Raw genomic sequence first — 23,192 nt, 5'->3', positions numbered from 1 at the left:
TTTGTTTAATGTATTTTATTGGTGGGAATAAGTTACATTTATGTTTTAAAAATAGAATATGGAGTTTCCGAAAGTAATTACAGATTTTGTAGCAAAAGAGATAGAGTGTAACCATTACTTTATGCCTCAGTTTTACCCTAAAGCAGGCGATATAGTAAGTTTTCAAGATGGATATAAGTATAATAGTAATACAGGTGAAGATATTACAGGCGTGGATGAAGGTGACTTTCACCCTAATTGGTATGTAATCTGTGGTGGTTATGCACAAGATCCGTTTTGGATAGATATCACAGAAGAGGGTAAGGGCTTTCCTGTTTACTTTGGGGAGCATGGAGCTGGAAGATGGGAGCCTCTACTAGCAGCAAACACGCTTCAAGAGTTTGAAGAATGTATTCAATACATGAATTACCTCGTGGATTTAGAGGAGACAAGAGAAGTGATAGAACCTTTGTTTAATGCTCGCTTTGATAGAAGTAATCCTTTTTGGGAGTTGGTATGGAGTGAGTTCTCTTTTGATGAGGAAGATGATTATTAAAGTTTAGATATAGTAATTAGTTATGTTGAGAAATGTATTAATTGTTCTGGGGAGTATGTTTGTTTTTAGTGCAAATGCTCAAGTAGGTGTTGGCCTTAAAGAACCTTCTAAAAGTGAAAGTGTGAGACCGTCTCATATATTAAGGAATAGTGTTCCTCTTCTAATAGAGAGTGAGACTGAAATAAAAGAAGAGAATAAAGTAAATCTACAGGAGTATGTAGAGAAGCTATATAAAATAAGTAGTGCATGGTATAATGATGGAGCTTTGCCTACTATAGCATCTGGAGAGTATATGGTGGTGTTTATAGATAAAAATGGTAAGAGGAGTGAGACGCCTACTTACACCAAAGATTTAGTAAATATAAAGAAGGAAGAGGTAAAATCGATTCAATATCAGAATGGACCAGATATTTCAGTTCTATATGGCTCTAGAGGAGGGCTGTTTGGAATGGTGTTTATAGCGTTGAAGTAGAGAATAGCTTTTTGATTATAATGTACTATTGTAACAAATGTTACACAATAGGTTAGAGATGATTAATATTTTGGTATATTAACACAAACAATATTGTAAATCATGAAAACTCACTATCAAATTCTCATTATAGGGGCAGGGACAGCTGGTATAATGACTGCTGCTCAATTAAAGAAGAGAGATCACAATCTAGAGATTGGCATTGTCGATGCTTCTGAGTTACATTATTATCAACCAGCCTTTACCTTAGTAGGAGGTGGTGCATATGATAAGAAGAAGACAATTAAACCTACAAAAGATCTTATACCTAAAGGTGTGGAATGGATTAGAGATTGGGTGACTTCTATAAGTGCAGAACAAAATAGTGTGAGTACTAAAAACGGAAGACAATTTACATATGATTACTTAGTCGTATGTCCTGGATTAGTTAATGATTTATCTCTTATAGAGGGCTTAGCTGACGCAGTAGAGAAGGGAGTAGTGTGTAGTAATTATATTGATCCTGAATATACGTGGAAGCTCTTACAGGAGTTTAAAGGAGGTACAGCTATTTTTACACAACCTAATACTCCGATTAAGTGTGGTGGTGCTCCTCAAAAGATAATGTATATGGCTTGTGATTATTTTCGCAAGAAAGGGGTAGATAAGAATACTAAAGTACACTTTCCAATGCCTGGTAGTGTAATCTTTGGGGTAAAGCCTATTGCTGATACTTTAATGAAGGTAGTGGATAGATATGGTATTGACTTTAGACCATTTCACAATCCAATTAAGATAGATGCTGATGCGAGAAAGGTGTATTTTAAACAGACTAATATGGTTGATAATAAGTGTGTGGTGATCTCAGATGGCAGTACTACTACTGATGACAGTATTGTAGAGATGTCGTTTGACTTCTTGCATTTGGCACCACCACAGACTGCTCCACAGTTTATTAAAGCATCAGATTTAGTAAATGCTGCGGGGTGGTTAGATGTTGATCACAACAGTTTACAGCACAATAAGTATAGTAATGTATTTGGATTAGGTGATGTGGCAGGATTACCTACTGCCAAGACAGGTGCTGCTATTCGCAAACAAGTTCCTGTAGTGGTAGATAACATCTGTAAGTTGGTAGCGAATGGAGAAGTGACTAATAAAGATTATTTAGGTTATTCTTCTTGTCCACTGATTACAGGATATGGTAAGTTAGTATTGGCAGAGTTTAATTATAAGAATGAGTTTACTCCAGATCCTAAACTAAAACAGATGTTGGTGTCAGATAGCGATCAAGAGCATTGGCGTTTATGGGTACTAAAGAAGTATTTATTGCCTTATTTATATTGGAATAAGATGATGAAAGGGAAGCAGGTGTAAGCAGAAGTTATTTTGTGTTTTTGCTTTTTGTTTTTATGTTGAAAGTACAGCACGGATTGTAAATCTACAATATATGTGTAAGTAAAATATAGAGTTAAGCTACCTGATAGGGTAGCTTTTTTTGTGTTTAATAAGTTGTATTTTTAGCAGAAAGAAAATAATATGAGAAGTGAAGATATAAAGTGGGCAGCTTTGGTTCCAGAGTTTGTAGTGTCTAATATAGAAGAGAGTTTAAGATTTTGGTGTGAGTACATAGGTTTTAAAGTAATGTATGATAGAAAAGAAGATTACTTTGCTTATCTAGGATTAGGAGAAGCTCAGGTAATGCTAGAACAGTATAACTCCCACGATAGAGAATGGGAGACAGGTGTTATGGAAAAGCCTTATGGACGTGGTATTAATTTTCAGATAGAGGTAGAGGCTGTAGAACCTATTTTAAAGCGATTAAAAGAAGTAAGGTATAAACTGTTTATTGATGTAGAAGAACGTTGGTATAGAGCAGATGATGTGGAGTTTGGACAAAAGCAGTTCTTGGTACAAGATCCTGATGGTTATCTATTGCGTTTGATAGAGAATTTAGGAGAGCGAAAAGTAGCTGAATAAAGCTATTGATTGGAGATGAAATAAGTAGTTATTTTAGCTACAGAAATAAAACAACAAGTATGAAAACAAGAGAAGAGTTACAACATAAGTGGTATAAAAAAGGAGAAAAGTATGCAAAGGCTATTAATGAGATGGTTGCCTTCGGAACTGAACATGGATGGGATAAATGGGAAGGAGAGGAAGCAGAAGATAAAAGAGGTAAAATAGCAAAGGAGGTAATCGAGTTATTAAGGGAAGCTAATGCTAATGGAGCAGTAGAACAGTTTAGAAAGGAGTTTCCACCTGCGCATGCTCCTATAGTGTCTATGCTGGATGAACAGGGTGGATATATTGGAGATTTGTGTTATATATCTGAAGATGTAATCGCTTTTATGCAAGGTACTTATTATGAGAGTAGACAGGCGTATGTAGCAGAAGGAACAGTACTTACTGCTTTAGATAAAGAAATTAGAAGTATAGGACAGTCTATGCAGAGTAAGGTATATGCAATAGCTTATGCTGACAAAATAGTAACTCGAAGAGGATGGGATGGAGAAGTGATTGGAGAGTTTCATTTAGAGAATTTAGTAAATACGGGAATTACAAGGCTTATTCCATTTAATGATGGACAGAAAGTATTGTTTATTTCTTCAGAAGGTATTTATTTGTTATATCCAAATCAAGTGCAATTGTTACATCCAGAACCAGAGGAGGAAGACGATGATGATTATGGTACACAAATAGATATGGAGAACGCAACACTATCTTATGATAATGAATATATTGTAGTAGGAGATCAGGGTAGTGATTACCTGATATTTGATGCGAATGGACATAAAATAGGAGAAGTAGGTCCGCAGTCTTCATATCCACATTATTGTTTGTTTAGCAAGGATGATAAACAGTTGTTGACTAATTCATGCCACTTTTACAATGGAATATCGATAGGAGTAGATACAGATAAATTACAGGGTGCTAATATTCCAGGATGGGAAGAGCATAAGGATATTACTTACTTGGATGAAGGAATGCGTGTGTATGCGGGAGTGTCGCTTAACGATTATTACATTTTAGGAGATGCTTATGGCTATATTAGAGCTATACATAAAGAGGGAAGAGAGTTGTGGCAACACTTCTTAGGGTCTACGATTAGTGGAATGGTATTATCTGGTGATGAGCAAACACTATATGTAGGTACTCATGCAGGAATATTACATAAACTTACCTTAAATAAAGCAGTAAGAGATACACATACTATCGGGACGGCTAACATTTATGAAGACTTCCGTTTATTAATATGGAAGAATGAGGAGAAGGTATTAGTGTGGTAGATCGTATTGTGAAATAGAGTTGTAAAGCTATTCTGATAATTTTATAATTAGTTTTTGTGTTTTATTTATTAGCATTTAGAGGCTTACATTTATCTTTATTTTAAGATTAGAAGGAGTAAATTAGAGGTTTATAATTTCACTCTCTCAACCAATGAATAAATTACGATATATAGTAGTAGCACTAGGTATTAGTGCTATTAGTTTTGCACAAGATCCACAAGAAAAAAATACAGTTGTTAAAGATAGTTTACCAACTGCATTTCAAAATATTTCGGATATAAATCCTAATAATAAAGTGACGTTACAGCAGTATGTAGAAGATTTGTATATCAATACATGTAAGCTTTATCATAAAGGGGCAATGCCTCTAGTAGAATCAGGAGACTATAGTGTGTTATTAGTAGATAAGAAAGCTGGAGGTGATGGTAATACTTTTATTAAGTCAAAAGATTTAGCAACACTGAAGATTGAAGATGTAAAAGAGATACGCTATGAGAAGTCGAAACAGACAGATGTTATGTATGGCTCCAGAGGAGGAGCTTTTGGAATAGTAGTTATTACGAAATAAAAATAGAAAAGGCTGTGATCAATTCACAGCCTTTTCTATTTTATAATTGTTGAAATAATTTTCTGTTTTTGTACAGAAGATTTTGATTAAATTTGACTCTTAAAAATAAATTGTAAAGTGGTGATTAAAGAAGCATTATCTTATAAAGGAACGATTAATAGAAGAGCATATATCGTAAGTTTAATTACTTACTTTGTTCTATTGTTTCTAGTCTTGTTTATCTTCTCAAGATTAAGTGGTGTCTTCTTTGCTATCTTATTTCTTATAGTATTTAGTGGACTACATGTTTTCCTTTTTGGAAAAGGGACAAAACGTTGTCGTGACTTAGGTAAAACAGGTTGGGATCAGTTTAGTGTTCGCACCTGGCTATTAATGGTTAGCAAAGACAAGAAAGTAGAGAATAAAGTAACTGCTGAGTAAAAGCGTAAATGTACTCACTTAATTATATCTTCAAAAAAGGTGTAATTAAGTGAGTAGGTTAATTAGAATACTCTATTATCTAATAGTGTTAACTCTTGTTTATTAGGTTGATTTTTGGGGTCGATAAAGGCATTAAATTCTGGTATATCATCACAATAGATAATGTCAAATGAGAAGCGTTCATATCCGTATAACCCTCTATGTATACTATTAGCAGAGAATAGTAATAAGTCACCTCTGTTTAGGCTAATTGTTTTTCCTCGTTTAAGTGCATCACTTGGCTTTCTATCATTAATAGATAGTCTTGTTTCTTCTTCTATTGGTAGATCCCATTGACGATGTGTACCTGGAATTAATTCTATTCCCTCTTCTTTTTTGAGTGGAATTCTGAAGTGTACTACATTTTGAGTTTTAATACTTTCTTTCTGATCTTCTATGCTTAAACCTGTATATTGAATATCTCTATGCCAATAGTTCTTTTGTTCTTTATTATATGGATCAAAGAATAGTTGAGTGTTTAAGAATTTAGCTTTATTAGGAAAGATTGTAGTAACGATATCAATTAGCTTTTTGGCTGTAATAAATTGAAATAACTGAAAGCGTTCTTCTTTCGTTAAGTAAGTACTACTGGTAAGGCTATGGCTATTAATAAGTCCTTCTTTAAAGTATTGGTTAAATTCGTTTAACCATTGTTGGTGAAACTTTTCTAATATAGGTTCTATCTGTTTTAGTTCTTCTTCTGTAAAAAAGTTAGGTATATATAGATAGCTGTTTAATTCGAAGTCATTTTGCATGCTGCTAGGTTTAGAATATTGTACTAAGATAATAATGTAGTGTTGATAATAGATATTCTTTTTTTACGTCAATACAATCTCTCCATTTTTCACAATCTCTTTTCAATATTATAACTCAAATAGGGAAATAAGATATTTATATTAATGTATATTTGTTGGAATCACCTTTTTGAGAATACTCAAAACAATTAACAACTAATGGAAATATATCAAAAAAGACAGTTACTGTTTAATACTCAATATAATGCGATACGTAGTAAGTATAAATTAGTAGGAGCGATACGATTATTAGTTTTCCTTGCTATTATATATTTTTTCTATTTGGCCTTAGCTAATGCTGATACTTTTTATTTATACATTGTTGGAGGGGCAGTAATCGCGTTCTTGATATTACTGAGAATACATGTAGGCTATTCATGGAGAATGCGTTATGTGCAAGCTCTTAAGGATGTTAATAGAGATGAACTTTCTTTTTTAGAGAAAGATGAGAGACCATTTGAAGATGGTAGTGAATTTAAAACTACAGAACATCCCTATGCTTTTGATTTAGATATTTTTGGTTATAAATCACTTTATCAATATCTGAATAGAACAGCTACATTTATAGGAAAACAGAAATTAGCTGATCTATTAAAAGGAAAGTTATCTGCTAAGGAAATATTAGAGAATCAAGAGGCTGTAAAGGAATTATCACAAAAGATAGAGTGGAGACATGAGATTAATGCTTATAGTAAGCTGGCTAATCTAGATGATAAATCTTATCAGCGCTTAAAGAAGTGGAGTGAGACAGAGGTATTGACTATTAGTAAGTTTACTAGATTATTAAGTTATATCCTTCCGATACTATTAGGTGTTGCTATTGTACTTTATTTCTTATTAGATATCGAAGCGATGGGGTATGTAATTTCTTCATTATTCTCAATAAACCTAATTATGACACTATCTCATATTAAGTATATACAGAGAGAGTTAGGGGGAGCAGATAAAATACATGAGACTATAGAGAGTTGTAGTGCTATTATAAAACGTATAGAGAAGGAGAGTTTCGCAACAGAAAAGATGAAGTCTTATATCAGTGAATTAAATAAAGACTCGTTTCAGGCAAGCAAGGAACTAAAAGAATTATCTAGGCTATTCGAACAATTAGAGACAGTAGCGAATATCTTTGTGATGGTAGTATTCAATGGATTTATACAATATCACGTACATGCTTTGTACAAATTCCTAGATTGGAAGAAAGAAAAAGGACATCTAGTGCCTAAGTCTATAGAGATTATTGGAGAAGTAGAAGCGCTAAATTCATTGGCGAATTTCTCTTATAACAATAGATATTATACTTTTCCAGTAATAAGTGAAGAAGGAAATATGAGTTTTACAAACTTGGGACATCCTCTACTGAATGAAAAGAAAAGGGTGTGTAATGATATTGACTTTAGCAACCAACGTTTTGTAATCCTTACAGGATCTAATATGTCGGGTAAGAGTACTTTCTTACGTACGATTGGTGTTAATCTCGTATTAGCAGGTATAGGAGCTCCTATCTGTGCGACTAAAGCTAGTTTCTTTCCATTGCCTTTGTTTGTTTCGATGCGTTTAACGGATTCATTAGAAGATAGTGAGTCTTACTTCTACGCAGAGGTAAAGAGGCTTAAAATGATTATAGAACAGGTCAGAGAAGAGTCTTGTTTTGTATTACTAGATGAGATATTAAGAGGAACGAACTCTGATGATAAACAAAGTGGAACAATAGGAGTGATACATAAATTAATTAGAGAGAATACGTATGGTGTGATTGCTACTCATGATTTAGAGGTATGTGAGACTACTAATAAATTCCCAGATATACTGATCAATAAATGTTTTGAAGTAGAGATTAAAGAAGATGATTTACACTTTGACTATAAGATAAGAGATGGTGTGTGTCAGAATAAGAATGCTACATTCATTATGAGAAAAATGGAGATTATAGATTAATCTATATTTACGATATAATAAACGAAGAGTCACGAGAGTGACTCTTTTTTTATGCTCAAAGCTATTTGATTAATAGTAGTATAGGACATAAAAAAAGAGATACTTCTTTATTGAAGTATCTCTAAAAATTACATTATAAGAAAAACTAATTACATAGTCTTAATTAACTCATTAATAAGCTCACGAGCGATAGGCTCTGCAGCACCTACAGCTTTAAGTACATCTTCGTGGTGAGCTTCTACGATACCTTCTTCGTTACCCATATCAGAGATAACAGAGATACCGAATACTTTCATATCCATGTGGCGAGCCACGATTACTTCTGGTACAGTAGACATACCTACACAGTCAGCTCCTACGATACGTACCATCTTATACTCAGCAAGAGTTTCGAAAGTAGGACCTTGTAGTCCGTAGTAAACTCCTTGTTTGATATCAAAGTTTTTAGCTTTAGCTATTTCTTGTGCTTTTTTGATTATAGAACCAGTGTAAGCGTCATTCATGTTTACGAAACGAGGTCCGAAACGCTCATCATTATGTCCTCTTAAAGGATGATCAGGGAATGCGTTGATATGGTCAGTGATAATCATGATATCTCCTACTTTAAAAGAAGGGTTAACACCTCCTGAAGCGTTAGATACAATAAGAGTTTCTACTCCTAAGTATTTCATTACGCGAATAGGGAATACTGTTTTAGCCATTTCATATCCTTCGTAGTAATGGAAACGACCTTGCATTGCAACGATCTTTTTATTACCAATAGTTCCGAAGATTAAGGCTCCTTTATGTCCTTGTACTGTTGATACAGGGAAGTTAGGAATGTCTGAGTAAGGAATTTCGTGCTCGATAGTAATATCAGCAGTAAGGTTTCCTAGTCCTGAACCTAAAACAATACCTATTTCAGGTTTGAATTGTGTTTTCTCAATTAAATACTTAACCGTTTCTTGTACTTGATCCCACATAGTCTAAAATTGTTTTGTCAAACTCCTCACTGTTATTTAAGAAGGAGGTTTGAATTGGTAAATAATATAATTTGTTCGAGGGAATTAGTCCATTTAAGCGGACATAATCTTTCTCTGTTGTAATGATCTTATTCTCTTTTGCCTTATTCAAAATTAATTCAATATCAGCAGTTGAAAAATGATGATGGTCAGGAAATGTTAAACAAGTTGTTTTCTCACTTTTTAGGTGATCAAAAAAACTTTGTGGTTTAGCAATACCAGCAACCAATATATATTCTTCTTTTTTTAATTCTTCTACTGAGATAGAATCGCAATTTGTATATGCAAGTTTACTGAATTCAATATACGTAAAAAAAGACAATTGTCCCGGTTTTAAATTTAATTTTTTAACAATAGTGCTTTGATTATCAGTAGATAAGTCTTTCGGGCACTTAGTTACAATTATTATATCTGCTCTTTTGGCTCCTTTGCGGCTCTCTCTTAAGTTACCAGTAGGGAGCATATAGTCAGAATAATAAGGCTCATCATAGGTAGTCAGTAATATATTAAAACCTCCTTTGACAGCTAGATGCTGGTATGCGTCATCTAAAACTATAGCTTGAGTATCTTTTCTAAGTTTAAGAATGTTCTCAATACCATTCACTCTCTTAGCATCTACAGCAACGCTTATATTGTTAAATTTATGATGATATTGAAATGGTTCGTCACCTATCTGTTCCATTGTTGTATCAGCATCAGCTAAGAAGAAACCTTCACTTTTACGTTTGTATCCTCTACTAAGAGTGGCTATTTTATATTGATCTTTAAGAAGGCGTATGATATATTCTACCATAGGAGTCTTGCCTGTGCCACCTACACTAAGATTACCTACTACTATAGTAGGTGTAGTAAAAGAAGTACGTTTAAATACATTTATAAAATAAAGGTAGTTTCGCACTGAAGTAATGCCACCGTATAAGATAGCAAAAGGGAAAAGTAATTTTCGCAGTAAATCCATAATACGAAATTACCAATTTTTTTATCTTTGAGAAAATATATACATTACTGTTCAAAATTATTAGAAATGAAGTTAAAAGAAGTTATCCCTATTTTAGAAGAAATGACACCATTATCTTATGCAGAAGGATTTGATAATGTTGGTTTATTAGTAGGAGATTACGATTTAGATATTACAGGTATTTTAGTGTGTCACGATGCTTTAGAGGCTGTAATAGATGAGGCAATAGAGAAGAAGTGTAATATGGTGGTGTGTTTTCATCCTATTATATTTTCTGGAATGAAAAGGATTACGGGGAAGAATTATGTAGAGCGAGCTGTAATTAAAGCAATTAAAAATGATATAGCTATCTATGCTATACATACAGCATTAGACAATCATCAAGAGGGAGTGAATAAGATTTTCTGTAATACTTTAGGATTGACTAATACTCGTATATTAATACCAAAAGAGAGTTATATTCAGAAGTTAGTTACTTATGCACCAAAGAATAAAGCGAATGATGTGAGACAAGCTTTGTTTAACGCCGGAGCAGGAGCGATAGGTAACTATGACTTATGTAGCTTTACTTCAGAAGGAACAGGTAGTTTTAGAGGAAATGAGAGTAGTAATCCTGTAATAGGAACAGCTTTAAATTATGAAGAAGTAGAAGAGGTTAAGGTTGAGGTAATTTTTGAGAAACACTTACAAGGGAAGATACTTAAAGCTTTGTTTGCTCTAGATTATTATGAGGAGAAGGCTTATGAAATCTATAACTTAGAAAACAAACTTCAGAATGTAGGAATGGGAATGATAGGAGAACTGGAGGAAGCAATGGACGAGATAGACTTTTTACAAATGGTGAAAGCAAAAACAGGGACTGGAGGGATTAGACACAGTGCTTTGTTAGGAAAAGAAATAAAGCGTGTAGCGGTATTAGGAGGTTCTGGGAGTTTTGCAATAGGTGCTGCTTTAGCTCAAAAAGCTGATGCTTATATTACATCAGACTTGAAATATCACGAGTTTTATCAGGCTGAAAATCAAATTGTTTTAGCTGATATAGGACATTTTGAAAGTGAAAGGTATACAAAAAATTATATAACTGAGTTTCTTTCAAAAAAAATAACTACTTTTGCAGTTATTTTATCAACAGTAAATACGAATCCAGTTAACTACTTATAATGATGACAAAGAAAAAAGAATTAACCGTTGAAGAGAAGTTAAGAGCACTTTATGACCTGCAATTGATTGACTCAAGAATTGACGAAATCAGAAATATGAGAGGGGAATTGCCTCTTGAAGTTGAAGATCTACAAGATGAGGTTGCTGGACTGAACAAGCGTTTAGAGAAATTAAACATAGACTTAAGTAATATCGAAGCTGGTATCAAAGACAAGAAGTCTTCTATTGAAGAATTCAAGGTTGCTATCACAAAATATACTGAGCAACAAAATGAAGTTAAAAATAATAGAGAATACAACTCTTTAGAGAAAGAAATTGAATTCCAAAACTTAGAAATCGAACTTGCTGAGAAACAAATCAAAGAGATGAAAGCAAGTATCGAGCATAAGAAAACTTCAATTGCTGAGACTGAGAGTAAGTTAGCTTCAAGAAAAGAACACTTAGGACATAAAGAAGCTGAATTAAACAGTATTATGTCTGAAACTGAACGTGAAGAGAAAATATTGTTAGAAAAATCAGATGAGTTTAAACAAGATATCGAAGATCGTTTATTAGTAGCTTATACTAGAATTAGAAATGGTGTTCGCAATGGTTTAGCTGTTGTTTCTATTGAGCGTGGTGCTTCAGGAGGTTCATACTTCACTATTCCACCACAAACTCAGGTAGAGATTGCTGCTCGTAAGAAAATTATTACGGATGAGCACAGTGGACGTATCTTAGTTGATAGTGCATTAGCAGAAGAAGAAAGAGAAAAAATTGAAGCTATCATAGCTAAATTATAATATCAAAAAGCCTCTCACAGAGAGGCTTTTTTTATGTAGTATGATTAAAGGAATTGGTTTATTAATTAATGTGTTGTCGCTGTTTTCACTGACGAAGGCGAGGGATATTGCATATAAACTTTTTTCTACACCTCGTACTGGGAAAATAAAGAAGAATCAGGTACCTCTTTTTTTATCACAGTCTAAGCGCAGTAGTTTTGTTTTTAATGATTTAGAAATACAATGTTATCAATGGAATAGTGAGCGTACTGATCTTCCACTTGTAATGTTGTTTCACGGTTGGGAGAGTAATGCTAATCGTTGGGAACAAATGATTGATTACTTAGGTGATGGGTATCAATATATCTGTGTTGATTCTATGGGATTAGGCTTGAGTGATGGAAAGAATTTAAGTGTAATAGATTATTCACGTTTAATTGACTATTGTTTATCTACATATCAACCTAATTATGTAGTATCACATTCTTTAAGTTCTTTTGCCTTACTATATCAATTGGCTCAACGTAGTTATCCTTTTATAGAGAAAGTTGTATTAATGGGATGTTTAGACCGTTTTCAGGTAGTTATTGATAATTATGTTGGAATGTTAGGCTATCGTACTACTTTAGTAAAAAGCCTTAATGCGTTTTTAGAATCATTAATTCATATGAGTTTAAGTGATTATGTCAGTAATCAATTTATACAGAAAGTTTCTAATGATGTTTTGATTATACATGATAGAAGTGATGTAATAGTGGAATTAAAAGAATGTATAACATTTCATAACATCGCTAAAGAAAAGGGAATAGAAGTATTCTATACAGATGATTTAGGTCATTCTATGCAAGATCCAATTGTCTTTCAAAAGGTATTGAATTATTTTAAGGAGAAGTAGAAGTAAAGCATTGTTTTGTAGCTAATAAATTAGCTAATTTTGTATTATGGAAAAAACACAAACACGTTTAAATAAATATTTGTCAGAAGTAGGTTACTGTTCACGTAGAGAAGCTGATAGATTAATAGATGAAGGAAGAGTAACTGTGAATGGTGCTGTTCCAGAAATGGGTACTAAAGTTACTGAGGATGATGAAATACGCGTTAATGGTGAGTTAATCGTAAATAAAGAAGAAGAGAATGTATATCTAGCTTTCTATAAACCAGTAGGCATTGAATGTACTACTAATACAACTGTACGTGATAATATCGTGGATTATATCAATTACCCGACTCGTATTTTTCCTGTAGGTAGATTAGATAAAGACAGTGAAGGGTTAATTCTTATGACTAATGATGGTGATATCGTTAATAAGATTTTACGCCAGAAGAATAACCATGAGAAGGAATACATCGTTACTGTAAATAAACCCATTACTGAGCGTTTTATTCAACGTATGGGAGCTGGAGTACCTATCTTAGATACTGTAACTAAAAAGTGTAGAATAGAACAAATTAGTAAGACTGTATTTAGGATATTCTTGACTCAAGGATTGAATAGGCAGATTCGTCGTATGTGTGAATATTTTGATTATGATGTAGTTGCACTTAAACGTATCCGTATTATTAATATTTCGCTAGATGTACCTGTAGGTAAATATAGAGATTTGACTAAAGCTGAATTAGACGAGCTTAATCGCTTAATAGAGCCATCTGTTATGACTGAAGAAGCTAGTTTAAATAGTAATGAAGAGAGCCAACAAAGTATTCGTCGTAGAATGACTTTTGGTAGAGATAGTGGACGAGATGGGAGACGTGGTCAAACATCTAGAGATGATAGAAGACCTAAGAAAAACTTTGACAGAGAACGAAATAATAGCGTTAATAAACCTAAAGAAGTTAAGAACGAAAGATTGAGAAATAGAAGAAGAGAGAGCTAGTGATAGCTCTTTTTTTTTGCTCTTATCTTAACTTATAGTCTAGAATGTTTTAGTTTAATAAGGAATTAGTAAACTTTTTTAGTACTAAATGCTCTTTTTAAATATCGTTATTTAGATAGATTGTATATAAAGTGTAGTTTTTTTGGTATAAAGTCAGAATTATGAGTAGTTCTGACTTTTTTTGTTTTAATATATAAAGTGATAATTATAGTGATGTTATGGTTGTATTAGGATTGTATTATTGTGTAATAATTAGGATATTCTTATGACATATATTGTCTTTATGTTACTCGTTGTTTAAAATGATTCTAAGTTATTTGTTTGTTTGATTATTAACTGAATATATTTGCAATGTATTTATAATCGGTCTAAATAATTAAATAATAACACAACTTAAGTTCTTTGAACAATGAAAAAACAATTACTATTATTCTTTGTGTTTTTTAACGTCTTTATGTTTAATGCCTTTGGTCATGAAAAACCAATCATTATTTCTGGAGTGGTAAAAGATGCAAAAGGCAAACCTATTGACTACGCAACAGTAAGTTTATTGAATACTCAACACAGCGAGTTAACTAATGAGCAAGGAGTATATAAGATTAAGACAAATAAGGCTGGGAAGTATAAACTACTAGTTCAACATATTAGTTTCGAAGCAAAAGAATATTCAATCGAATTAAATGAAGGAGATACTGCAGTGCACAATTTTGTACTAGAAACAGATAATTCATTCTTAGACAATGTTGTCTTAAAGGTAAAACAACCAATTGAGAAAGTTAGAGAGACAGCGTACAATGTTATTGCTATTGATGCCAAACCATTATATAATACCTCACTTGATGTAGCTGGTGCTTTAGATAGAGTATCAGGAGTTAAAGTTAGAAAGGACGGTGGTGAAGGTTCTGATTATAATTTCTCAATGAATGGATTCAGTGGTAAACACATCCGTTTCTTTATAGATGGTGTGCCTATGGAAGGCTTTGGTAGTGAGTTTAAAATTAATAATCTACCTATAACAATGGTAGACCGTATCGAAGTGTATAAAGGAGTAGTACCTGTAGAATTTGGATCTGATGCCTTAGGAGGTGTTGTCAATATAATTACTAATAAATCAAAAGAGACCAAACTAGACGCTTCTTTTACTACAGGTTCATTCAATACATATAAAAGTCACTTAAATGTTAGTAAATCATTTGACAATGGTATTGTAGCTCAGTTAAATGCTTTTCAAAATTACTCAGATAATAATTATAAAGTACTCGTACCTATTGTTGACTTAAATACTGGTGTCTACTCTAAAGAGAAACAGTGGGTTAAACGTTTTAATGATAGATTCCAATCAGCTACTGTTGTTGCTAAAGTAGGAGTGGTAGATAAATTGTATGCAGATCGCTTGATGCTTGGATTTACGTATGGAGAGGGAAAACGTGGTGTACAGACTGGAACTATAATGGATAAAGTTTTTGGAGATAAGAAGCGTCGTTCAGTAACTATGATGCCTTCATTTGAGTACAGTAAGAAGAACCTATTCTTACAAAGACTAGACTTAAGCATAACCTCTAATTATAACGGAGGGTATAATCAAAATACAGATACATCATCGTATAAGTATAATTGGGCTGGTGAACGTATTAAGACGTTAAAACAGGGAGAATCTGGAGGAGGTCCATCTATGATGAAGTTTTATGATCACAATGGATCTACAACATTTAACGTGAATTATAAATTAAATGATAAACACTCTTTTAGTTTTAATGATGTAATGTATTATTTCAATAGAAAGACTGAAGATCCTCTAGCAGTAAAAGAAACTCAATCTGAAAAGAACAGTGAAATCAAGCGTAATAGCTTTAAAAATATAATGGCATTGTCTTATCGTTATAATATTCTGGAGAACTTTAATATATCACTATTTGGTAAGCATTATAGCATAAAACATACTTATCAAAGTGAAACTACTAAGGTAGATAAGACAGGATATGGATTAGCAGCGACTTATCTGTGGAAAAAGTTCCAAGTAAAAGCATCTTATGAGAATACATTCAGACTACCTACTGATTCAGAATTGTTTGGAGATGGTGACTTAGTATGGGGAAACACAGGATTAAAGCCAGAACAAGGAAAGAACTTTAATCTAAACCTAAGTTACTCAGGTATTGTAAATGAAGTACATTCTGTATTTGTTGATGCAGGTTTTGTGTACAGAGATACTAAAGATTATATCCGCAGTAATCCTTATAATTCAGGAGGTAAGGCAAGTAGTGTTAATATAGGTGGAGTGGAGAGTTATGGTATTAATGTAGAAGCGAGATATACATATAATAACCTATTTTATGTAGGAGGAAGTTTAACGTCTCAGAATATTAGAAGTAAACAGAGATATACTATAGGGGATTATGGGGTGGAGAATCCTTACTATAATGAGAGAATTCCTAATGAACCTTATTTCTTTGGTTCTGCAGATGCAGGAGTAATTATTAAAGACTTAGGTAAAAAGAATAATAATCTAAACTTAGGATATAACCTTCGCTATATAGATCATTACAGTTATGATTTTCAAGGTATAGGTGCAGATCCTATCTGGATACCTTCACAAGCAGTACATGATATCAGTGCTTCATATAGCTTGTTTAACAACAAAATACATCTTACAGTAGAAGCAAATAACTTATTTGACAAGCTAGCTTATGACAATTATAGTTTCCAGAAACCAGGGAGAAACTTTATGTTCAAAATAAGATATACATATTAAAATTACTAATCTATAATAAATACAATTACAATGAGAAAAAGAGTTTTTTCAACATTTGCATTAGCAATGTTGTTTGGAGCATTCACTATGACTAGTTGTTCTAGTGATGATAAAGGAACTGACAACGGAGGTGAAGATAAAGGAACGAATAAAGTAGAGTGGAAATATATCATTGGAGCTAGTGCATCTAAAACGAATTTATTACTAACTACAAATGATCTTAAAAGTGGAGATATTTCAGCTAAGGGAAATGGATTAGCAGCATTAGGTACTACAATATTTACATATGGAGGTAATCGTGCTTATGTATTTGAATATCGTCAAGGGGACCCTTCAGGTATGCAGAGTTGGTTATTAAGACCTGATGGTAATCTTAATAAACAAACTACTGTAGATCTTCCTACAAGAGAAGAGTTTATTACCAACTTTGGAAAATATATGATAGCTACTACAGGTGGAGTGAAGTTAACTTCTGGAGAGCGTGCACAAGCATTTAATTTTGTAGATGGAAATACAGGTGGAATAAACTTTACCTCTTATATTAATGTTGAGAATATAGCGGAGAAGGGTGAGTATGCTAACTTTGCTGGTCTTGAGAATATCGGAAACAACCGTTTTGTGATGGCTATTGAACCTTTTAAAATCACTAAAGATGATAAGGAAGATAATACTTCTACTTATCGCAGTAGAGTGTGGTTAGCTGTATTTAAATTTAATGAGAACGAAACTGACGTAAACAAAAGAGTGCAGTTAGAAAAAGTAGTGAAAGATGATAGAATGAGTTTTGCAGTAGCTCGTTATCGTTCTAGTCGTATATCGACTATTGCATCTGGAAGTGATGGATTTGTTTATGTGTTCTCTCCTAATGCTATGTTAGGTAAAGATAAACCTTCTTTTTCTCCAATTCCTTCTTCTGTTTTAAGGTTTAATACTAAAACTTTAGAGTTTGATAAGAACTATCAATATGATATTGAATCGTTATCAGGAGGACATAAAGTTCATAAAGTATATGCGCTTGCCAACAATAAGTTCTTATTAAATATGAATGCAGATATTGCTATTGCTTGGAATTCATTAAGTACGCCATATAATAAACTAGCCATATTTGATGGTACAACAGGGGAGTTTAAATGGGTTGAAGGATTGCCAAGTGCTGAAAATATAAAAGTAGCTCAAGCTCCATTTGTAGATGGATCAGATGTGTACTTACCTGTTACAGCAGAGTCTAAATCATTTGTGTATACATTAGATTTGGCAACTGCTAAAGTAACTAAAGGTCTTGAAGTTAAAGATCTAGCAGATGGAAGTATTGGTACTATTGGAAAAATTAATATAGATAAATAATATGTAGTAAATAATATTGAGATAGTTTTATAAATAAGAAAGAGGATGCCCTATATTGGGATATCCTCTTTTTTATTGTATTGATTTTAAGGTTATTATTTGTTTTTTTGTGTTTTGTCCACCTCATTGTCCACCTCTATATTTTTACATTCTGTAATTCAGGTTCTATTTTTATACTCACAATCAAATTGTACCCCACCACCATTATAGTAGAGTTGCTTAATTTTTATAGTTGTAGCTCTACTGATTAAAACTAAAAATATGAATACCTTATTTACTTTGATTATTATTCTATGGATACTGATAGAAATATTGTGCTTGTCGATATTGTTATCCTCTTTTTTACACCCTTCTTTCTTATTGTTTATCAGAAGTGACTTCTATGCTATAATGCAGGATAATAATATTGAGTCTAAACTTAGTGTGCTGTATAGTCGTTTTGATTTTATAAAGTGGGACTCATCTAATAACCTTATGAGATATAGTTTATTCTATAGCATTATGGTTTATACTTTTTTGTATTTAATGAAGGATTACTTTTCTCTTCTGTGTAATAATGTAACTACTTCTAGATTATGTTTATGTAGAATCAATGAATTGATAAGTAAAATAGAAAGTAAAGTAGCTATCGAAAGTGAATATCTATCTAAAGAAATGATTACCTATTTAGATAAAAGTATTCAAGAATTTGAGAGTAGTAAGATGTTTCTAAACAAAGAGATGTCATTGAGTTCATTGTCAGCTAGGTTAGGTGTCAACTCTAGATATTTGTCTTATTATATCAATAAGAATAAAGAAAAGGACTTTGCTAATTATATTAATGAGTTACGCATAGGGTATATAGTCAAATCCATAGAGAAGAACTCTAATTATAGAAAATATAAGATCAGTCACCTAGCAGATAAGAGTGGTTTCTCTTCCCATTCACGTTTTACTATTAATTTTAAAAAGGTTACTGGTGTACTGCCTTCTGAGTATATTAGTGAAATTAAAGAAAGGCATTCTTAAGTATTGTTTTTACTTCTTTTTAAATGAACTGTAATTAACAGCTTCATAAGCACCATCTTCTTTTTTGATGAAGGTTTCTTGACCGTTTTGGACTTCCGCATTTTGTGCCGCTATACAATACCAACTATCGTTGATACGCTGAGTAACGAATATAAATAAGTTGTTGCGTACTTGAGGTTCTTCATTGTTTATTAATGCAGACTGATTACTAAGCTGTAATCTTGCGTGTACTATAGCTATAGTATCTGTAAGATATCTAGTCTTAGTTCTTTTCAGTGTTAGAGTAGAATCTTTAAAGATTACTTTTAATTCATAGTCATGAGCTTTATAGATATCTTCTTCATCACGTACTATAATTCCCATAGTCATTTACCTATACTTATTCCTTGATAACTATCTTTTCCAAAATATAAAATAAATCCCATTACTAATGTAGAAAGGAATATTGGTATTATTTGTTCTGGGTTATTTTCATTAGTTAATTCTTTTCCACAACATAGGAATAAAATTATAACTATTAAAAAAGCTACTATTCATCTTTTTTTACTTGATTTTATGACATTAAATTCTGCCATTGTGTTTGTTTTGATAAATTAATTGAATTAAGTAGAAGACTGGGTATTAAATTCATCTATAACTAATATTGAAAATAATAATATACAATAAATATTTGTATTTATATCACTATAAAAATCAAATGTAAAAGAGGATTCAAAAAAAGTTAACTTGTTTTTAAAACATCCTGTTTTTTTATTATTTATTCATTGTTGTCCGATAAAAATATCTCATAAAAAAAGAAGCCAGCATGCTGGCTTCTTTTTTTATGAGATATTGACAAATCTCAGGTTACATATTTTTACCAAACAACAATGATTATCAATATAATAAAATTTAACTCTAAGTAGTATTGGGTTAAAACTCTTGTTTCAATTTCAACTGCTTCCAAATCTCAAAAATACATCAAAATACTACTTATATTGCTCTTAGTTTTATGTATTAAAATGTATCGAGCAACGACATATTTCATAACCTAATGTAAGATAGTAAGTTTGTCTCAAATAATAAAGATTGGAGATTTTAAACTTTCAGTTTTGAACATTATATTTGCCCTTTGGATTTGTTTGGTTGCACCTCAAAGATACTTTCTTTGAGGACAAACAACCCAAAAACCCCGCCTATTTAGACTGGGTTTATTTTTTTAAGACCTTTTTGGACAGCCTCTGATACTATATTAGGACTTTTTCAGTGCCCTCCCTTACGGCTGGGATTTTTTATTTATTATAGCACGAGCAGGATGCTCGCGCCAGCTGGGGGGATTAAATATTTTTAAAAAACAAAACAATGCCAATAATAACAATTATTATTCCTCCAGCAAATCCTCGTAAATTCATTGATATATCCCAAGAGTTAGAATCTTGCTTTTTCCTTTTTAATAAATAAATTATATAAATGCTACCTCCTAATATACATAATAATGAATAAATTAATCCCATCAGTTATTTTCTTTTGTTTGATTATTTGTTTTCTTAACCTCATTCTCGATTATTTTCAATTTAAGTCCAGCTCCTTGTTTAATAATTTCTTTTCCTAAATCATTTTTAGGACCAGGTATTACTTTGTTTAAACCAGTGTTAAGTAACTCTCCTGCAACCATAAATACTGCACTTTGACCAGCTTTTTCTACTTTATTGTCGTTTATATTAACACCTGCTTCAATCCCCCTCCCTATAGTCGACATAGCACTACCAACTGCTGCTGCTGGAATCCCTATTTCTGCTCCAATACCTGTAGCAGTTAAAGCATATCTAGCATATGAGAGTGCATCTCCAGTATTCTGTAACCCTTCAGGTAAATCATATTTAAAAGCTTCAATTACATTATCTTGTAGCTTGGAAATATCGGCATTACCTGTACCTCTACTTAAAGTAAATATTGATGTTCCTCTGTCAGGTAAGTAGCCATTAAATTGAGGCTCTACCACTTCTATTGAATATTTTGGTATACTCTTATACTTATGTTTACCTTGAAACCAATCCACAGCGTGTTTAATTCCTGAATTAACATACATACCTTGTGCATCTCGTTTCAATCCTGCTTTAGTTTCTTTCCAAGACGGAAGTTTAGGCCATCTTCCATCAGGGTCTACTAAATTAATAGGATTATTAAACGTATAAATCATTATTAAACCCAGTAGCTATGAACAAATATTCTTAAAGCATCAGTAAATCCTATATAACTTCTTTACAATTGTATCATTGCTTATAATTGTGAAATCGCCTTTTGAATTAGCCCTATGTTAGACTTACTAACTCCAAAATCTTTTGACAAACTCATCCATTTATCAAGTGCAGAACGAGTTTGTTCAATAACATTTCCTACAAATTCTTTTGATAACTTCGCTTCTAAACCTAATTTAGTAAGATGTTTGATACTTATATTTCGTCCTTCTCCCATAACCATTGTACTTTGTTCTCCTCCTGGACCGCTAGAAAAAGTAAGATCATAAGCAGGTGATAATTTCCATTGGCCAAATTCATTCATCAGAAATGTAAAATTTTTTGAGTGATCGTCTCGATTGTGTGCCATGACATTAAAAACTGCTAGTCGAAACATCTTTTCTACTTCACGAATATCTTTTGTTAATACACCTGTCAATGATAATAAATCTTCATAATCAAGAGATGGAAATCTAAAATTATTATGAATCAAACCACTAACTGTATGCATGTGTAAAGATTTGTTGCCATTTCTATCAAAACGTTTTACACCAAAATAACCACTACCTTTTTGAGAAGTAAACAAATGAATAGCTGGCATTTCAATTCCAGCATCCAAAGCCATTAATGCATAGATATATTCTATTGCGCCAGCATCAATTCCATCTTGCGAATTTGGAAATTTCACCATCCAGTGTTCAAAATCATCGCTTAACTGATCAGTTCCATGTATTATGCTTTTTCTTTCAGAATCAACACCAATCAATGCTTTTGGTCTTGCTCCAGCAGAAGATCCATTTAAAGCTAATAATTCTCTAATCACTTCTTCTGATTCACCTTCCAAAACCTCTTTGGTTTGTGTAGCTAAAACATCCAAATCAATTATTTCATCGTTTGTAATAAGGCTTTGATCAGGTTCAAAAACTAAAGCCCCCAAACCATTTAATCCAACATACGCTAAACGATCAAGGGGAGATATATCTGAGGCAGAAATACCTTTTGAACGAAGTAAACGATCAAAAAGTAACCTTCCCCAACCATCGGGTAAACTATCGTTGAAAACTCCAGCTAGACCTTCAAAAGGACTTTTAGGCAGTTGTATAACACCACCTTGCAAAGGAAGCTTTATGGGAGAAATTTCTAAATTGTTAAGCAAAAAAGCTTCATCATACTCAAAATAGATAATGCTATTACGAATTGCTAAACGTCCAACGGGTTGAATTCCAAAACCAAAATTCAATCCTACTTTTATTTCTTTAACAGCTAGTTTCATTTTCTACTTCCTCGTTTTCTTGTTGATTTTTGCTCCGTTTTTAATACTTCGTCAATAGATTTAAAATCTTGCTCCTTAGGTTTCAAAGCATCAACTATTTCTTCTAATCCGCCGACAACCGACAGTATTTTTAAAAATGAATCTAAAGAAATTACCCCCTTTTGTTCAAATTTTCTCAAAGTTGATAACGCTACTCCAGCTCTTACCGACAAACCTTCTTGAGTCAGTTCCATTTGTAATCGTCGATCGCGGATGCTTTCAACTATTTTAATTTGTATTTTTGATAATGATATAAATAACATTATAATGGTATTTAAATGGTTTTATATAAGATAACTACTACTATTGTATTACAAATATACAAAATATAGTATTATGATCAATTAGTGTCCGATAAAACTTATTATCTCTTTAAATAGGCTTATGGTACTACAATTAAGCCACAGTTCAATACAGAACACCTTGTTTTTAAAGAGATTTTATTATCCTTATATTTATATATAAATAAAGCAAGAATACCAATTGTTCTGTTCTGAATATTATCAACTCCTATTAAATAAAAATAATATTACCCCTTCTATGACAGATGGGTACGATTGCTATCAAAATGCATTAGCTGAAAGAATTAATGGAATATTAAAACAAGAGTTTTTAATCTTTAAAACAAATACCAAACAAGAATTAGAAAAATTAATAAAAGAAAGTATTTATATTTATACATTGTTGTCCGATAAAAATATGTAACCTGAGATTTGTCAATATGGCATAAAAAAAGAAGCCAGCATGCTGGCTTCTAAAAAGTTATCGTAGTT

22 protein-coding genes and 1 pseudogene are annotated in these 23,192 nt (G+C 32.3%); 16 read left to right on the top strand and 7 right to left on the bottom strand.

Translation table 11 applies throughout. The annotated features are described in order from the left end of the window. Nucleotides 1-58: 58 nt before the first annotated feature. The 7 genes from BMX53_RS16930 to BMX53_RS16900 all read left to right on the top strand — a co-directional run bounded on the left by BMX53_RS16930 (nt 59) and on the right by BMX53_RS16900 (nt 5,264). Complete coding sequence (locus BMX53_RS16930; RefSeq protein WP_074747907.1) at nt 59-535, top strand: SMI1/KNR4 family protein; 477 nt, start codon at nt 59-61, stop codon at nt 533-535. A 22-nt stretch (nt 536-557) separates the two neighbouring features. After that, the gene (locus BMX53_RS16925; protein ID WP_143061444.1) at nt 558-1,007 is read left to right on the top strand and encodes a hypothetical protein; all 450 of its coding nucleotides are present in this window, start codon (nt 558-560) and stop codon (nt 1,005-1,007) included. A gap of 102 nt (nt 1,008-1,109) precedes the next feature. Next, complete coding sequence (locus tag BMX53_RS16920) at nt 1,110-2,363, top strand: NAD(P)/FAD-dependent oxidoreductase (protein ID WP_074747901.1); 1,254 nt, start codon at nt 1,110-1,112, stop codon at nt 2,361-2,363. Nucleotides 2,364-2,525: 162 nt separating this feature from the next. Then, nucleotides 2,526-2,966, top strand: coding sequence for a bleomycin resistance protein (locus BMX53_RS16915; RefSeq protein ID WP_074747898.1), 441 nt, complete (start codon nt 2,526-2,528; stop codon nt 2,964-2,966). A 59-nt stretch (nt 2,967-3,025) separates the two neighbouring features. Next, complete coding sequence (locus BMX53_RS16910; protein ID WP_074747895.1) at nt 3,026-4,276, top strand: YncE family protein; 1,251 nt, start codon at nt 3,026-3,028, stop codon at nt 4,274-4,276. Between the two features lie 151 nt (nt 4,277-4,427). Continuing rightward, a complete protein-coding gene (locus BMX53_RS16905; RefSeq protein ID WP_038987090.1) occupies nt 4,428-4,844 on the top strand; it encodes a hypothetical protein in 417 nt (138 codons plus the stop codon). A gap of 117 nt (nt 4,845-4,961) precedes the next feature. Then, nucleotides 4,962-5,264, top strand: coding sequence for a DUF805 domain-containing protein (locus BMX53_RS16900; protein WP_244154538.1), 303 nt, complete (start codon nt 4,962-4,964; stop codon nt 5,262-5,264). Between the two features lie 62 nt (nt 5,265-5,326). Here the strand turns inward: BMX53_RS16900 and BMX53_RS16895 are convergent, their stop codons facing one another. After that, nucleotides 5,327-6,058, bottom strand: coding sequence for a phytanoyl-CoA dioxygenase family protein (locus BMX53_RS16895; protein WP_074747892.1), 732 nt, complete (start codon nt 6,056-6,058; stop codon nt 5,327-5,329). A 198-nt stretch (nt 6,059-6,256) separates the two neighbouring features. Here BMX53_RS16895 and BMX53_RS16890 point away from each other — a divergent pair, with 198 nt between their 5' ends. Then, nucleotides 6,257-8,032, top strand: a complete 1,776-nt coding sequence (locus BMX53_RS16890; RefSeq protein ID WP_074747888.1) for a MutS-related protein — start codon at nt 6,257-6,259, stop codon at nt 8,030-8,032. 149 nt (nt 8,033-8,181) lie between these two features. Here BMX53_RS16890 and BMX53_RS16885 read toward each other — a convergent pair whose 3' ends face one another. Both BMX53_RS16885 and lpxK read right to left on the bottom strand, forming a co-directional pair. Continuing rightward, a complete protein-coding gene (locus BMX53_RS16885; RefSeq protein ID WP_038987085.1) occupies nt 8,182-8,994 on the bottom strand; it encodes a purine-nucleoside phosphorylase in 813 nt (270 codons plus the stop codon). Continuing rightward, complete coding sequence (lpxK, locus tag BMX53_RS16880; protein WP_074747885.1) at nt 8,966-9,991, bottom strand: tetraacyldisaccharide 4'-kinase; 1,026 nt, start codon at nt 9,989-9,991, stop codon at nt 8,966-8,968. Before lpxK ends, BMX53_RS16885 begins: the two co-directional genes overlap by 29 nt. Before the next feature lie 66 nt (nt 9,992-10,057). Here lpxK and BMX53_RS16875 point away from each other — a divergent pair, with 66 nt between their 5' ends. The 7 genes from BMX53_RS16875 (at nt 10,058) to BMX53_RS16845 (ending at nt 18,891) form a co-directional block, all read left to right on the top strand. Continuing rightward, nucleotides 10,058-11,152, top strand: a complete 1,095-nt coding sequence (locus tag BMX53_RS16875; RefSeq protein ID WP_074747882.1) for a Nif3-like dinuclear metal center hexameric protein — start codon at nt 10,058-10,060, stop codon at nt 11,150-11,152. 2 nt (nt 11,153-11,154) lie between these two features. Next, nucleotides 11,155-11,934, top strand: a complete 780-nt coding sequence (locus BMX53_RS16870; protein WP_038987100.1) for a zinc ribbon domain-containing protein — start codon at nt 11,155-11,157, stop codon at nt 11,932-11,934. Nucleotides 11,935-11,974: 40 nt separating this feature from the next. Then, the gene (locus BMX53_RS16865) at nt 11,975-12,808 is read left to right on the top strand and encodes an alpha/beta hydrolase family protein (protein WP_074747879.1); all 834 of its coding nucleotides are present in this window, start codon (nt 11,975-11,977) and stop codon (nt 12,806-12,808) included. Nucleotides 12,809-12,854: 46 nt separating this feature from the next. Beyond that, the gene (gene rluF, locus BMX53_RS16860; protein WP_074747876.1) at nt 12,855-13,787 is read left to right on the top strand and encodes a 23S rRNA pseudouridine(2604) synthase RluF; all 933 of its coding nucleotides are present in this window, start codon (nt 12,855-12,857) and stop codon (nt 13,785-13,787) included. Between the two features lie 409 nt (nt 13,788-14,196). After that, nucleotides 14,197-16,539, top strand: a complete 2,343-nt coding sequence (locus tag BMX53_RS16855; protein ID WP_074747873.1) for a TonB-dependent receptor — start codon at nt 14,197-14,199, stop codon at nt 16,537-16,539. A 30-nt stretch (nt 16,540-16,569) separates the two neighbouring features. Then, a complete protein-coding gene (locus tag BMX53_RS16850) occupies nt 16,570-17,883 on the top strand; it encodes a DUF4374 domain-containing protein (RefSeq protein ID WP_074747871.1) in 1,314 nt (437 codons plus the stop codon). A 261-nt stretch (nt 17,884-18,144) separates the two neighbouring features. Beyond that, nucleotides 18,145-18,891 (top strand): helix-turn-helix domain-containing protein, encoded by a 747-nt coding sequence (locus tag BMX53_RS16845; RefSeq protein ID WP_244154537.1) that lies wholly within the window; start codon nt 18,145-18,147, stop codon nt 18,889-18,891. A gap of 9 nt (nt 18,892-18,900) precedes the next feature. Here BMX53_RS16845 and BMX53_RS16840 read toward each other — a convergent pair whose 3' ends face one another. The 4 genes from BMX53_RS16840 to BMX53_RS16825 form a co-directional block, all read right to left on the bottom strand. After that, nucleotides 18,901-19,254, bottom strand: coding sequence for a DUF4440 domain-containing protein (locus tag BMX53_RS16840; RefSeq protein WP_244154536.1), 354 nt, complete (start codon nt 19,252-19,254; stop codon nt 18,901-18,903). A 1,129-nt stretch (nt 19,255-20,383) separates the two neighbouring features. Beyond that, on the bottom strand, nt 20,384-21,070 hold the full coding sequence (locus tag BMX53_RS16835; RefSeq protein WP_074747869.1) for a hypothetical protein: 687 nt from the start codon (nt 21,068-21,070) through the stop codon (nt 20,384-20,386). An 80-nt stretch (nt 21,071-21,150) separates the two neighbouring features. Beyond that, the gene (locus BMX53_RS16830; RefSeq protein ID WP_074747866.1) at nt 21,151-22,380 is read right to left on the bottom strand and encodes a type II toxin-antitoxin system HipA family toxin; all 1,230 of its coding nucleotides are present in this window, start codon (nt 22,378-22,380) and stop codon (nt 21,151-21,153) included. Next, nucleotides 22,377-22,682 (bottom strand): helix-turn-helix domain-containing protein, encoded by a 306-nt coding sequence (locus BMX53_RS16825; protein ID WP_074747863.1) that lies wholly within the window; start codon nt 22,680-22,682, stop codon nt 22,377-22,379. The genes BMX53_RS16830 and BMX53_RS16825 overlap by 4 nt, the downstream gene beginning before the upstream one ends. A gap of 223 nt (nt 22,683-22,905) precedes the next feature. Here BMX53_RS16825 and BMX53_RS16820 point away from each other — a divergent pair. Beyond that, a pseudogene (locus BMX53_RS16820) lies at nt 22,906-23,106 on the top strand (integrase core domain-containing protein); the annotation flags it as partial. Nucleotides 23,107-23,192 lie beyond the last annotated feature (86 nt).

This window comes from Myroides marinus, from assembly GCF_900109075.1.
In the GTDB taxonomy this organism is placed as follows: domain Bacteria; phylum Bacteroidota; class Bacteroidia; order Flavobacteriales; family Flavobacteriaceae; genus Flavobacterium; species Flavobacterium marinum_A.
Note: the sequence above shows the minus strand (reverse complement) of the source record. Positions and strands in the feature narration are given on the sequence as shown.